The sequence below is a fragment of the Streptomyces sp. NPDC101151 genome, from assembly GCF_044768335.1.
GTDB lineage: Bacteria > Actinomycetota > Actinomycetes > Streptomycetales > Streptomycetaceae > Streptomyces.
The window spans coordinates 1-12,741 of record NZ_JBIWPP010000076.1; the positions used below are offsets into that span (position 1 = coordinate 1).

The following is a 12,741-nucleotide window of genomic DNA, read 5'->3' on the forward strand; positions in this document are numbered from 1 at the left end:
CCCCAGTACGTCACCTCGTACGACTAGGTTCGTTGGCAAGGAAACCGGAACGACTAGGTTCGCTGTCAAACGCCTCGATTGGATGACAACGGACATTCGCTCAACCTTCGGTGAGAACGCTCAGCCTTTGTCCTGTCTCAATTGATCTGATCCGGACCGGGAGCTGTGAGCTGGGACGACCAGATTGGTGGAGACGGCTGCCTGACGGGGATCTCCATTGATGTGGTCCGCCTGGGCTGTTCTCCTGAGTTGTCTCAGATGATCTGGTCCGGCATTGGCGGATCTGGTGGGTAGCGGTCTTGGTGGGCCTGGCGGGTCTTTTCGCCTCAGCGGGTAGGCGGTGTGGAGCGGGCGTAGCGGTCCGCGAGTCGACGCAGGTGGGTGACCAGTTCCGCGGGCTCCGTGACGTCGAAGTCGAAGTCCAGCATGCCCAGATGGACCGCGAGGGTCTGCACCGTGTCGGCGCCGGTGGTCAGGACGCAGGTGTCGGCGTCGAGTGCCTCGACCGTGCCGACCGCGGGGTTGATCTGCTCGATCACCGCCGTCGCCGGGGCGTGGACGATCACCCGCGCGTGGTGGCGCCAGGCCGCGCCCGATACCCGTTGGGAGACGTACGCCGCGGCGTCACCGCCGGGCAGTTCGCGCGGGGTGAAGCGTGGTCCGGTCGGGGTGCGGGGCTGGATCCGGTCGACCCGGAAGGTCCGCCAGTCCTCGCGCTCAACGTCCCATGCCACGAGGTACCAGCGACGTCCCCAGTTCACCGCCCGATATGGCTCCACAAGGCGGCGGGTGGGCGTGCCGGCGTGGTCCAGGTAGTCGAAGCGCAGTCGTTCCCCGTCGCGGCAAGCGGATACCAGAGTGATCAGTACGTCCGCGGAGACGGTCGGGACCAGTCGGTCGGCCGGCACGGCCACGGTGTACGCCTGGAGTGTCCGCACCCGTCGGCGCAGCCGCGAGGGCAGTACTTGCTCCAGCTTGGCCAGTGCCTGCAGCGAGGTCTCTGCGGTGCCGGGGACGGCGCCCTGCGCAGCGGTGCGCAGGGCGACCGTCACCGCGACGGCTTCTTCGTCATCGAGAAGCAGCGGGGGCATTGCCGCCCCGGCGCCCAGCCGGTAGCCGCCGGTGGCTCCGCGGGTGGCGTCCACTGGATAGCCGAGTTCGCGCAGTCGGTCGATGTCATTGCGGATGGTGCGGCCGCTCACCCCGAGGCGCTCGGCCAGTTCGGATCCCGGCCAGGCCCTCGGGGTCTGCAACAAAGAGAGCAGGCGCAGCAACCGTGCGGAGGTATCGAGCATGAGACCCAGCCTGTTGTGCCATTAGGCACGTACCGTGCCTATATTGAGAATACTGTCCTACCCATGGAGAGCAGCAGCAAGACCGACGCCCGGATCCGCCCCTTCCGCATCGACGTCCCGCAGGACGAACTCGACGACCTGCGGGAGCGGCTGGCACGTACCCGCTGGGGCAGCGAGATCCCCGGCGCCGGCTGGAGCCGGGGTGTGCCGACCGCCTACCTCAAGGACCTGGCCGCGTACTGGGCCGACGGTTTCGACTGGCGCAAGGCGGAGGCGGAGCTCAATGAGTTCCCGCAGTTCACCACCGAGATCGACGGCCAGAAAATCCACTTCCTGCACGTCCGTTCGCAGAACCCGACGGCCGTGCCGTTGCTTCTGCTGCATGACTGGCCCTGCTCGTTCGTGCAGTTCGTCGAGGTCATCCGGCCGCTCGCGGAGGACTTCCACGTCGTCGTGACCTCAACGCCCGGCACCGGCTTCTCCGGTCCGCTCGGTGAGGCCGGATGGAACACCGGCCGCATCGCAGGCGCATTCATCGAGCTGATGGGGCGGCTCGGCTACGGTGCCCACGGCGTCCAGGGAACGGGCGGCGGAGCCTGGATCGCCGCCGAGATGGGGCGCCAGGCACCCGACCGGGTCATCGGTGTGCACGTCAACGGCCTGGTCACCTTCCCTTCCGGGGACCCCGCCGAACTCGACGGGCTGACCGGACCCGAGCAGGAGCGGCTGGCCCGGCTGGAGAACTTCCAGCAGGACAAGATGGGCTTCAACGCCATCCAGTCCACTCGCCCGCAGACCCTCGCCTATGGACTGCACGACTCGCCGGTCGGCCAACTCGCCTGGATCACCGAGAAGTTCAAGGAATGGACGGACCCCGCCGCTGAGCTCCCCGAGGACGCCGTGGGCCGCGACCGCCTGCTGACCAACATCAGCGTCTACTGGTTCAGCGGCACGGCGGGCTCCTCGGCGAACCTGTACTACGAGGCGGGCCACGACCCGAGCGCCTGGGCCCCGAAAGCGCGCGGCACCGTCCCGACCGGCGTGGCCGTCGCCCTGCACACCGACATCGCCATCCGGCGCTTCGCCGAGCGGGACCACAACATCACCCACTGGACCGAGCTGGAACGCGGCGGCAACTTCCTCGCGCTGGAGCAGCCAGAGGCGTTCGTCACCGACGTCCGTGCCTTCTTCGGCGCACTCCGAGGCTGACACTTACGGTTGGCATCCCGAGAACGCCCGGGCAGCCCACGGCCTTGAAGCGCCACGTCGGGACTGCCCGGGCTGAACCACTCCGAGTTCCCCCTGACGGGCGGCAGCCTCGGATTCCTCAACTTCACCGCGCAGTCGGTTGTCACATCGGCCAGATCACCTGAGACGACGGGCGAATCGTGCCAGATCAGCTGAGATCGGGGCCAGGAAGACTGAGATAGGACAGCGATCAAGCGCCTCAACAGCAGGACTGAGCTGCTGTCCCTGGACAGCGAAGTTGGTCCGGCACAAGGCGCTGACCGGCGCCGACTAACTACGCTGACAAGACTGCCCCATGGTGCGCTCGGCTACAGGGGCAGCCACCAGCGCGTTCGTGCCTGCCTGCACGATAAGCGCACCTCACCACGGCCAGTGACCGCCCGGCCGCCCTCGCCCCGGATGGATCCTCCGCCGCCCGGAAACCCTCACCGAGCCCGAACAGCTCCAGCTCAAGACCGTCCGCGCCCACTGCCCCGAAATCGACGCCCTCACCCGACACGTCCGCTCCTTCGCGACCATGCTCACCGAGCGCCAGGGCGAGCGCCTGCCCGACTGGCCCGACGCCGTCCGGCAGGACGACCTGCCCGGCCTCCACACCCTCGCCGCCGGCATCGCCCGCGACCTCGACGCCGTCATCGCCGGACTGCCTGGCCTGGAACTCAGGTGCCGTCGAAGGGCACGTCAAGTCAACCGGATCAAGATGCTCAAGCGCCAGATGTCCGGCCGAGCCGGCTTCAAGTTGCTACGCAAGCGGTACTACCGGCGTGAGCCGGCCGGCTGAGTTCCAACTACTTCAGGAGCCGGAAACCAGGCTGTTGAGCCCACGCTCGGAGGAATTCCGCCGAGCCATACGCGGCGGGCCACGGATGGGTCATCGTTGCGACGACGCCGGGAAGGCCGGCCACGATTGAAATCTGATCTTCTCGCAGTTCGGCGTTGACGACACCACCGATCACATCCATGACGGCGGTGGTCAGCAGAGCCGCGACGAGGTGGTCGACAGGACGGTTGCAGAACGCGATGACGTCGACCGCGTGGGTGGGGGTGAAACCGATGAGAGATTCCTGGCCGCCTTCGGCGGCGTGCTCGGCCTCGAAGACGACCTCGTCACCGATCCCAGGCCCCATGACAGAAACCAGGACGGGCCGACGTCCGTCCACGTCCCCGGCGTCCGTGATCCCGAGGCTCTCCGCGTGAATGTTCAGGTCGTACTCGCCGACCCGCTTCTCCTCAAACCGTGCCGAGGCGCCAAGCAGGAACTCGCGGAGCCGCTGGATCGCCACGCGGGGAACGGCCTCTGCCGACTCGATCACCAACACCGGTCCGCTCATGGCCAGGAGAGCCTAACCAGCCGGGACTGTCACCCCCAACCGATGACTCAGCGTGCCCGCACCACAGAGCTGAGCCAGAACCCGAGTTTCGACAGCACCGCGCCTTCCTCGGGCAGCTGACGCACGGTGTCGTCACTCCTCCGCATCGTTGCCGCAGCGAGCGTCTCGCCGATCACCCCGGGCCGCCATGGTCCGAAAGAGACGGCCTAAAGTGGCGAAATGCCCGTGCCTGCCGACCGGCCCGCCCTGGACCTGCTCGATGCGCACCTGGAGGCGCTATGGGACGGAACGGACCTCCCGCTTCCGCAGGGGCCGGTCCGCCTTGCAGCGGAAGGAGGGGGCGAGCTCTTCCACTGGGCCCTCGACCAGCTCCGGCGCATCCCCCGCGAGCCGAAGGACGCCTTTGCCCGTCAGATCGGCAGTCTGCTGGCGGAGTTCCGCTACCGTCGCTGTCCCTGGAACGCGGCGGCGCTGCGGCTGCTCGACGACACGTACACCTTTGCGGCTACCGGCCCTCGGCGGTACGAGGACTGGGCGCACGACGTCCGCGCCGTGTTGCACCGGTCGGTCCCTGACCCCCGGGGCTGGGTCCGACTGGACTGGGACCGCACCAGCGCCGCCCGCCACACGGTGCCTGCGTACCCCTTCGATCCCCCTCACTCATCAGAGTTGCCCGCTCGCCTGTACCCCCTGGAGGCGGAGGCGGCGGTCGCCGCGCTCGCCATCATGGCCGAGGAATGGCAGTCGGAACCCGCCCCCGTCCGCTCCCGCCCGGACCGGGACGCCGTGCTGGCGGATGCCCGGACCCTGCTCGATCGGTACGGGCCCACGGCGCGCTACTGGACCAATGCGACGACCGCCGCCTCTGACCCGGCCCCGGACTTCCTCGCAGCGGGCCTTCAGGGGACTGAATCCCACGGCTTCCTCACCTCCGAGTACCTCAACGGCCTCGACTTCCTCGAGGACCTGGGCCTGATCGCGGTGTCCGACGACGAGGTGGGCGTCTTCTGGTCGTTCGGGGCGTACTGACCACGTTCAGAGGAGGCACCGGCGACCGTCTGCCACCGACCTGGCGACCCCGGGCCGGGCACGCCGCCGTTGAGGCGGGCCTTGCCTTGGCCGACCGCCTCGGGCTGCCGTTCCACTTCGCCTCCCGGGACAACGACGGCGACCCTCATGGCTGTGGGGAGCCGTCGTCATTTGGCGGTGTAGAGGCAGCCGCCACGAGCGCTCAGCCGGTTGCGCGTCGGCGGGGCTGCCGCGCCCGTGCCGCCGTCATGTGGGGGATGTCGGCGGGGGAGAGGCCGGGGCGGGCGCGGTGCCAGCGTGCGGGGTGGCGCCGCCGGCCGGCGACGTCGCGGGCGGCGTCGGCGATGGCCGACCTGATCGGCACCAAACGCCGCCGCCCCGGCCCGGCATCCTCAGCTACGAGGCCGCGAAACGGGCTGGGCGACGGTCGCTGCTCAGAGGCAGGCGGTGTGAGCCCGTCTGGTGTGAGGGGGATCACCTTCCGGTCCTCGCATCCCTTTGCGCCCTCCCCGAGTCCGATGAGCGGACGGTCTTGTTTAAGGGGAAACAAAAGATGAGCAAGCGAACTCTCATGGCTACGGCAAGTCTGTGTGCCACGGCGGTGATGGCTCTCACCGCATGCGGTAGCGACAAGAAGGCCGAAGCCAAGGGGGCGGGCGGCTCCGGCTCCGCCACCGCGGAGGCGTTCAAGGGGCTGGCTCCGGCTCAGATCTCCGAGAAGGCCCGCGTGGCGATGACGAAGCTCGACTCGTTCAAGGTCAAGGGCGGCATGTCCACCGACGGCCAGCACATGACCTTCGAATTTTCCGTCGCCAAGAAGGGCGACTGTCAGGGGACCTTCACCACAGGGGCTGCCTCCGCCGAGATTCGCCAGGTCGGCGACTCCGCCTACATGAAGGGCGACGAGAAGTTCTGGCAGCAGATGGGCAGCGAGGGCGGCTCCTCGTCGAAGGAGACGGATGCCCTGATCGAGATGCTCAAGGGGCGCTGGTTCAAGATGCCTGCGCAGGATGCGAAGGCGGACGACAAATTCCCCTTCTGTGACATCGGCACGATGTTCGAGAAGGATGAGAAGGACAGCCACCTGACCAGGAAGGCGGACACCGAGGTCAACGGAACGCCTGCCGTGACGCTCACGGGGAAGGACGGTGCCGCGACCCAGACCCTCCTCGTAGCAGCCAAGGGCGAGCCCTACGCGCTCAGGATGACTGTCGAAGGTGGCAAGGAGCCCGGCTCGTTCGACTTCTCAGCCTTCAACGAGCCGGTGACGGTCACGGCCCCGCCGGCCGGCGAGGTCATGGATCCGGAGAAGCTCAAGGGCTGACACTGCCTGGCCCCTCGCCCCCCTCCCGAGTGTGCACGGGGGCGGCGGCCGGCGGGACTTCCGCGACCTGGTCGTCCGCGATCGTATCCGGCTCGGGCCCGCAACACCGGCCAGCCACGCGCCCGCCATCCCGACACGCTCGACGAGCACGGCCGCGGCCGCTGTCCGGTCGCCCGGCTCTCGCGCAGGTGGGGCTCGCGCCTGGCAACGGACGGCAAGGTCGTCTGGGCCGAACAGGAACTGCCCTCCACGGTCGGCGCCCTGTGACCCGCCGGCGAGCCGGATGGCCGGCAGCCGCCGCACATGCACGTCGACCACGCTCGGGCGATCTGGCCCGACGGCGTCGAGGCCGTCCACTCCCACCGGCTCGTCGAAGCCCTTGCGACCTGTCGGGCGGACCTCTGGAAGCCGTGGACGGAGGTCCAGCGCGGCAGCCTGCATCGCTGCGGCGGCACGCCCCCAACCCTGGTGCGCTGCCGCAGACGTGACCGCGCTCGCCGTCAAGCGCCCCACCCGCAACGCCGCTTGACCGCAGGTCAGCCGCGTGTCACGACCCCGGTGTACAACAGTGCGCCCTCAACCGGCACCACTCACTCACGACGGAGCCTCAGCCTCGGTGTCCCCGGCTGAGGCTTCATCGCGTTCGCGCGGGCTCGGAAGCTGCCCCGGCTCCAACCCCTCAGCCTGGTCCTCATCCGCGCTCGGTGTGGAGACCTGACGAGCTATTTCCTTGAGTTTCCACTCCAGCCACAGTTCTGCCAGAGGACCGAGGGGCGAGTACACCACGCGGAAGATCGGCACCCCGGCGACGACGACGGCGCCAGCGGCCACAATGGCGACCAGGAGCTTGGTGTTCCCGACGTCTTTCGGCTCCTTTGGGTCCGCCAGCCAAAGCAGGCAGACGAGGATCGCCGCGGCCTGCGCGACCATGAGCACACTCCACAGGAGGCCGAGCGCGAAGAACAAGAGCGACTTCGCGGCCCCCACGCCATACTTCGGCAACCCCTCGACCTTGAATGCCCGCAATGCCGCCTGGCGTTCTGACGGCGTCATGGCCGCCAGTTCCACGCCCTTGTTCATGAGGTTGTCGAACGCTGGGCGTGTCCAGCCCTGAATCGCCTTGCTATAGGCAGCTGCCTCCAACGTGGCGGCGATGAGAATCGCCGACGACACAGAGGCAACGGTCGTCGCAAAAGCTTCTGTCATCTGCACCCGAACAGACTGCCCAGGCGCTACAGGCTGTGCGGCTCACGTTGCCGAACAGTGACTTCCGCAGGAGGGGCCGTGGCCGGCCGCGAGGAACTCCACCAGGTCCTGCACGTTGTGCGCCAGGCCGAGGATCTCGCCGTTCACCCGAACCCGCCGGCCGCCGGTCGGCGACGGCAGCACAACGATGATCGGACGCTTGCCGGCCATGGCCTTCGAGGAGGGACGGCCGGCGTGGCTGTTCCGCAAAGACGCAGCCGACCCGGCAGGCCTCCTCGGACGCCGCGGACATGGCCGCCACCGCCGTCGTTGTCCGGTTCCGGCGGGCAGCCGCGCGAATGGCTCTCCGTTCCGCGCCGGCCCGAGGTCTGCAGCACTGGCATCGGCTGGGCCGTTGAACGTTCTGCATCGATGCGCGTCAGATCATCGCTCGGGGTACGTCCTTCGCTGGTATCCACGTCCTCGAGCTCGCTGTGGCCGGCACACGCCTGGCCGCAGCGGTTGCCCAGGCCCCGCTCACCGGCGGTCTGGCCGCGGCGAGGCTGTCCGATCCCAAGGCCGGCATTCGACTCTGAAGGCTGGCCCTGCTCCACCGGGTCGGCTCTCTGTTCGGCCGCAAGCCGATCTACATCCCCGGCCACGCAGAACCCGGAGACCTGTCCATCGGTGCTGCGCCGGACGGACCGTTCGGGGAAAAGCTCATGACTCCGAAGGATGGAACACCATGGAACGACCGCGTCGCCGCGCGCTCGCTGCTCAGCTTCTCCTGGCGCCGCCCTGTGCGACGCGCCGCCTCCGTGCGTGTCCCGTTCCTGTCGCGCGGCCGGCCGGAACGACGGCTGACGGCCGGTCTGTCACGGTGCAGGCCGCACACGGATCCTGCGGCGACGGCCCCGTCGTCAAGGCGCTGGAGACGGAGGCGAGCGTGGTGCTGTACGCCTCTGCCGTGGGGGAATGTGGCGGCCCCTGCCCCGCCGTCATGAGGGAACAGAGCGTGCAGGCGGAACTGGGAGAGCCGCTCAGCGGCCGCGTTCTGCTGGACGCCCTCGGGCGCCGGCCGGTGCCGTACGGAGAACCCGACGGGACGTCACCCAACTGGTCCTGAGCCAGAGTTCCGTCTCGGCCGGGCCAGTCCGCTTGCGCTCCGTGCAAACGCCGTGCACTGCAGGAGAGTTGATCACTACTCAGGCGGTTGGCACGGTGTGCTGGGATCACCGCCCCGAACCCGGGTCCGTCCATCGGAGGCGCACCATGGCAACCGCTGTTGCATCCTCGCTGGCCGCCGACCCGGCGACCGACCCGGTCCGTTCTGCGCGAGGTCGTGTCGGCCGAGCTGTGGGATAAGCAGGTCCAGCTCCTGATGCCGGGACTACCCCTACGACTCGGTCATGGCCGCCCGGGTCCTCGGCCAGGGGACCTGCTGACCGCTATGAACCATCGGAGCGAGGCGCTGAGGCTCGCCCCCAGCAAGCTCGTCGACATCGGCGTCCACACCATCATCCTGGACACCGTGGCGTACGCCGAGCTGTGCGACCGCTTCAGCGACGGCCGGTTCCTGCACCACGTGCCCAAGGTCGACTTCAAGAACGACGGCTCCGTGATGAAGAAAGCGGGACGAAGACACGCATCCAGGGACCTCGTCCCGAGGAAGGCACTGTCCAACCCTTTCACCCAGTCGACAATTCTTCGACTGCTCGGCGACCTGGTGATCGCTCGTGAGGACGAGGGTGCCGTCCACGATCAGCACGGCATCACGGCGAAAACCGTCTGCGCGGCTGCAGCGCCACCGACGGGCCGAGATGAGCGACGATCCGGTCGGCCGCGGACTTGGACACCCCGAACAGCGGCGCCAGCTGGCGCCGCGTGAGCTTCTTCAGTCGCCTCTCCGGTGGGTGAGGAACCACTGGGTGTTGACGATGTCTGCAAGCAGGGCGACTACCGCCGGGCAGGCCCGAACCTCGCTCCTGGATGTCACCCGATCGGTGGCCGTTCTGAAGAAGCTCACTGTGCGGACGTCCAGGCGGCCTGCTCGTCGTCCAGGGTGTAGAAATCCAGGCCCGGCCAGTAGGCGACGACGGTGTGGTCGGTCAGGCCCTCGTCCGTCGTGACGCGGCGGCCCAGCGCCTCGCCGAGCGGATCCTGGTCGGTGACGGCCCGCTCGTTGACGCGCGGGATCACCGGCCACCCCGGGCGTCGGCGACGTGGACGAGCTGGTTCAGAGCAGTGGTGGTGTAGCAGCCGCAGTCGATCAGCTGGTCGCGGGAGGCCTGCTTCGGCAGGAGGTAGTCCTCCATGGCGCGCAGGTAGATCAGGTAGTCCGGACAGCGGCGGGAGAGGTGGACCAGGTAGCGGGGGTGCGCGGTGATGTACGTCTGGGCTCCGCCCGTTGCGTCGCGCAGCCGCCATCCGTTCTCGTCGGTCGGGGTGTGCCACGACGGGACGACGATGCGCACGGCGTCGCCCCACAGTTCCCCGCCGGCTACCCCCTTGTGCGTGAGGCAGATCGAGTGCGGCAGAACACGGAATAGACGCGGCTGTTATGCCGGTGGGTTGAGACGTCGAACCTCTCCCCCAACAGCTCTGCTATGTCACTCGGTGGGGCAGTACCCCCGTGTCGAGCGAGCGGACATATCCCTTCTCGTGGCGCATCAGGCTGTTGACCGCATGCCTTCTGTGGTGACGACTTCCGGCGGGCTGCCCTTTTGGGCGGGGTTGGGAGGGGATAGCGGCAACTTGTGGACAGGCTGTGCGTGGCATGGTCATAATCTGGCCAGTTAGCGATGATACGGATCAGCCACCCGTTATTGGGTGACTGCCAGGACTGCTGACGTTCCAGTGATTCCTTTGTGTGGTATTTCTCTGCACTGCGTTCCTGCCCGCTTTTCCGGCTCTTGCAGAGCCTGTCATCCCGCGGAGAATTTACTCCGGGTGTTTCAGTGGCCGCGGCCGCGTAGTTGGTCGGGGCTGAAATGGAGTCTGGCATGAAGTATATAAGAACGACATCTACACGGCGGAGAGCCGGGAAACGCCTCACGTCGCCACGTTTGCGACGCGGTCGACTTGCCGCACTGTCTCTGCTCAGTGCAGCAGCACTCGTACCACTTACCGGCGCCCCGGCTCACGCCGCGTGGGCAGACCTGGGCTCTTCGGATGCGAGTACCGCCTACTGCACGACTAGTAATTTTTATTGGGTGACGTCCTACGGCATCTACGGGCAATGCTACGAGCGCAAATATGACTACTCCCGGACCTATAAGGGCACTCCTTCGACGGTTCCGTGGGATCCGTACGTAGCATGGGACTGCAACAATTCGAATGGGCAATCGCAGAGGCACTGGCTTATGAATGCGGATAACCCTCACGGTTACAGCACGGAAATGTATCCCAATTGCTCGTTCAGTTTGTACAGCACTCCCGAGATCGTACTGGGGAATCAAGTGAAGGTATCCGCGACCGTTGACAATTGCGAAGGGGGTACTTCCAGCATTGCCAAGCTGTACAGTACGACGGTCACCCATACGATCTCGGATATGTATGGAAGCCAGAGTACGGTCAGGGCAGAATTCGCACTCGGCGACAAGATTAAAGCGGGCATTGAACAGTCTTTCCAGTATCAGCGCACAGTATCCGACAGTACCGCTGTCACCGACACCTCCATCTATACTTTCAACATCGCCGCCGGCAAGAAGGGGTATGTTGCGTTCTCACCTCGCTTCGCCAGGGCAAAGGGCAAGCTTACGGCTACTTACCCGAAGCTTACCCACGGGAAGACGGTGTGGTCTGACCCCAACATCGTCACGAACACCCCGATATATATCCCGGGCACCAATTTCGCGGACGGCGTTTTCAAGATGGTATACGAGCCCTGCTAGCCTCAGTCTCGCAGAAGGTCCGCCGACTCGGTCGGCGGACCTTTCGCATTCTCCGGCCGAAGGTTGGTGCGATTTCCCGGGGTATCCAGCCGGGCGTTTACTGAGGCGTTTTCATCGTCTCTGTGGGGTGAAGCGGCAGGTCAGCAGGGGGTAACGAGACGAGGCTCCTGGTCGTTGCGGTGGTGTTCTCTACGCACCACGCATCGTCCGAGGAGCCTCGCTTGGTCCCGTATCGTGCCACGGTCGACGTCCCGTATGAGCTGGTCGAGCATGTTTCCTGGCTCATCTATGCCTGAAGGTGTGAACGCCGTACGCGGTGGCGGAAGCTGGGCTGCTTCAAGCAGGCCTGCTCGTGCTGGTGCACCTGCGCAAGAACGAGACGCTGCCCGCGCCGGCGGCCGGTTTCGGCGTCTCGACCGCCACGGCCTGGCGGTATGTCGACGAGACCCTGGACGTCCTCGCAGCCTGGGCGCCGGGTCTGCACGAAGCCCTGGTCGGGCTCGGCGAGGGCGACTTCGTCATCGTCGACGGCACCCTGATCCCGACCGACCGCATCAAGGCGGACGAGCCGTACCACTCCCAGAAGCACAAGCAGCACGGCATGAACGCTCAGGTCATCGCACGTCCCGACGGCACACCGCTGTGGTTCTCCCGGGCCACGCCAGGACGCACACACGATCTGACCGCCGCGCGAGCTCACGGCATCATCCAGGCCTGCCTCACCAGACAGATCCTCGTCCTCGCCGACCGCGCCTACCAGGGCGCCGGCGCCACGTTCCGCACCCCGTACCACCACCACCGCGAACAGCCCGGGCACTACCAGCAGTTCAACCGCGACCACGCCCGGCTGAGGGCACCGGGTTTTGGAACTCGCTGACCTGCCGGGTTGGCCGTCCGGGGAAGTCGCGGGCGGCCAACCAGATGGTGAGGTCGCGGGCGATGATGCTGGTCGCCGTGGTGACCTCATGCTCGTTGCGGGTGGTGTCACGACGGACGATCTCGTAGCCGCCTTCGTCCAGGACGGCCACGGAGGCGAACCAGACGGGGTCGTCCTCGTCAGGCTGGACGACCACGAACGTGTTGTCGGGGTCGTTGAGGTCGCTGATCATCATGAACAGCGCGTCCTCGGAGGGGTCGCCGAAGCGGTCGCCGTTCTCGCTGTCGGCGCCGTAGTACTGAGCCCCCATCGTTGCCTTCCCCTCGCCTGTTCACCTGGGTCGCGGTCAGCATGGCATGAGAAACCGACAGCTCAGGCCGGTCACAGCCATTCGCCGATCGCGGCGATCAGGACGGTTGCTTCGGAGCGGACGGCGAGTTTGTCGAACCGTAAGGGAAGTGTCCCTAGCGGTGGTTTGTTAGGTCGGGACGTAGGGGTTCAGGGGTCTGCCGCTGCCGACGGCGTTGATCAGTTCCTGGAGTGCTGTGGGCGGGGGTTT

General features: G+C 67.0%; 11 protein-coding genes and 4 pseudogenes. 7 read left to right on the forward strand and 8 right to left on the reverse strand.

Annotated elements, in window-relative coordinates:
* Positions 1 to 326 precede the first annotated feature (326 nt).
* Positions 327 to 1,295: a helix-turn-helix transcriptional regulator gene (locus tag ACIRU3_RS46310; protein WP_403340201.1), complete on the reverse strand. Its 969-nt coding sequence runs from the start codon at positions 1,293 to 1,295 to the stop codon at positions 327 to 329.
* A gap of 63 nt (positions 1,296 to 1,358) precedes the next feature.
* Here ACIRU3_RS46310 and ACIRU3_RS46315 point away from each other — a divergent pair, with 63 nt between their 5' ends.
* Together ACIRU3_RS46315 and ACIRU3_RS46320 are read left to right on the forward strand one after the other, a co-directional pair.
* Positions 1,359 to 2,504 (forward strand): epoxide hydrolase family protein, encoded by a 1,146-nt coding sequence (locus tag ACIRU3_RS46315; RefSeq protein ID WP_404070284.1) that lies wholly within the window; start codon positions 1,359 to 1,361, stop codon positions 2,502 to 2,504.
* A 556-nt stretch (positions 2,505 to 3,060) separates the two neighbouring features.
* On the forward strand, positions 3,061 to 3,324 hold the full coding sequence (locus ACIRU3_RS46320; RefSeq protein WP_404070286.1) for a hypothetical protein: 264 nt from the start codon (positions 3,061 to 3,063) through the stop codon (positions 3,322 to 3,324).
* Between the two features lie 7 nt (positions 3,325 to 3,331).
* On the opposite strand, the gene ACIRU3_RS46325 is transcribed toward ACIRU3_RS46320, so the two are convergent.
* The gene (locus ACIRU3_RS46325; protein WP_404070288.1) at positions 3,332 to 3,874 is read right to left on the reverse strand and encodes a DUF6368 family protein; all 543 of its coding nucleotides are present in this window, start codon (positions 3,872 to 3,874) and stop codon (positions 3,332 to 3,334) included.
* A 219-nt stretch (positions 3,875 to 4,093) separates the two neighbouring features.
* Here ACIRU3_RS46325 and ACIRU3_RS46330 point away from each other — a divergent pair, with 219 nt between their 5' ends.
* Together ACIRU3_RS46330 and ACIRU3_RS46335 are read left to right on the forward strand one after the other, a co-directional pair.
* A complete protein-coding gene (locus ACIRU3_RS46330; RefSeq protein ID WP_404070290.1) occupies positions 4,094 to 4,903 on the forward strand; it encodes a hypothetical protein in 810 nt (269 codons plus the stop codon).
* Between the two features lie 553 nt (positions 4,904 to 5,456).
* Positions 5,457 to 6,227, forward strand: a complete 771-nt coding sequence (locus ACIRU3_RS46335; protein ID WP_404070292.1) for a hypothetical protein — start codon at positions 5,457 to 5,459, stop codon at positions 6,225 to 6,227.
* Between the two features lie 594 nt (positions 6,228 to 6,821).
* On the opposite strand, the gene ACIRU3_RS46340 is transcribed toward ACIRU3_RS46335, so the two are convergent.
* Positions 6,822 to 7,439 carry a hypothetical protein gene (locus ACIRU3_RS46340; protein WP_404070294.1) on the reverse strand — a complete coding sequence of 206 codons (618 nt, stop codon included), beginning with the start codon at positions 7,437 to 7,439 and terminating at the stop codon, positions 6,822 to 6,824.
* A gap of 36 nt (positions 7,440 to 7,475) precedes the next feature.
* Positions 7,476 to 7,643, reverse strand: a complete 168-nt coding sequence (locus tag ACIRU3_RS46345) for a hypothetical protein (protein WP_404070302.1) — start codon at positions 7,641 to 7,643, stop codon at positions 7,476 to 7,478.
* Between the two features lie 649 nt (positions 7,644 to 8,292).
* On the opposite strand from ACIRU3_RS46345, the gene ACIRU3_RS46350 reads away from it, so the two are divergent.
* A complete protein-coding gene (locus ACIRU3_RS46350) occupies positions 8,293 to 8,538 on the forward strand; it encodes a hypothetical protein (protein ID WP_404070296.1) in 246 nt (81 codons plus the stop codon).
* A gap of 570 nt (positions 8,539 to 9,108) precedes the next feature.
* Here the strand turns inward: ACIRU3_RS46350 and ACIRU3_RS46355 are convergent.
* The 3 genes and pseudogenes from ACIRU3_RS46355 to ACIRU3_RS46365 all read right to left on the reverse strand — a co-directional run.
* Positions 9,109 to 9,301 (reverse strand): annotated as a pseudogene (locus tag ACIRU3_RS46355) (IS5/IS1182 family transposase); the annotation flags it as partial.
* A 133-nt stretch (positions 9,302 to 9,434) separates the two neighbouring features.
* Positions 9,435 to 9,611: a hypothetical protein gene (locus tag ACIRU3_RS46360; RefSeq protein ID WP_404070298.1), complete on the reverse strand. Its 177-nt coding sequence runs from the start codon at positions 9,609 to 9,611 to the stop codon at positions 9,435 to 9,437.
* Positions 9,608 to 9,922 (reverse strand): annotated as a pseudogene (locus ACIRU3_RS46365) (hypothetical protein); the annotation flags it as partial. The pseudogene ACIRU3_RS46365 and the gene ACIRU3_RS46360, both read right to left, overlap by 4 nt.
* Positions 9,923 to 10,624: 702 nt before the next feature.
* Here ACIRU3_RS46365 and ACIRU3_RS46370 point away from each other — a divergent pair.
* Positions 10,625 to 11,305 (forward strand): hypothetical protein, encoded by a 681-nt coding sequence (locus ACIRU3_RS46370; protein WP_404070300.1) that lies wholly within the window; start codon positions 10,625 to 10,627, stop codon positions 11,303 to 11,305.
* Positions 11,306 to 11,484: 179 nt separating this feature from the next.
* Positions 11,485 to 12,164, forward strand: a pseudogene (locus ACIRU3_RS46375) (transposase family protein); the annotation flags it as partial.
* Here ACIRU3_RS46375 and ACIRU3_RS46380 read toward each other — a convergent pair.
* Positions 12,133 to 12,535: pseudogene (locus tag ACIRU3_RS46380) on the reverse strand (hypothetical protein). The pseudogenes ACIRU3_RS46375 and ACIRU3_RS46380 sit on opposite strands and share 32 nt — an antisense overlap.
* Positions 12,536 to 12,741: the final 206 nt, after the last annotated feature.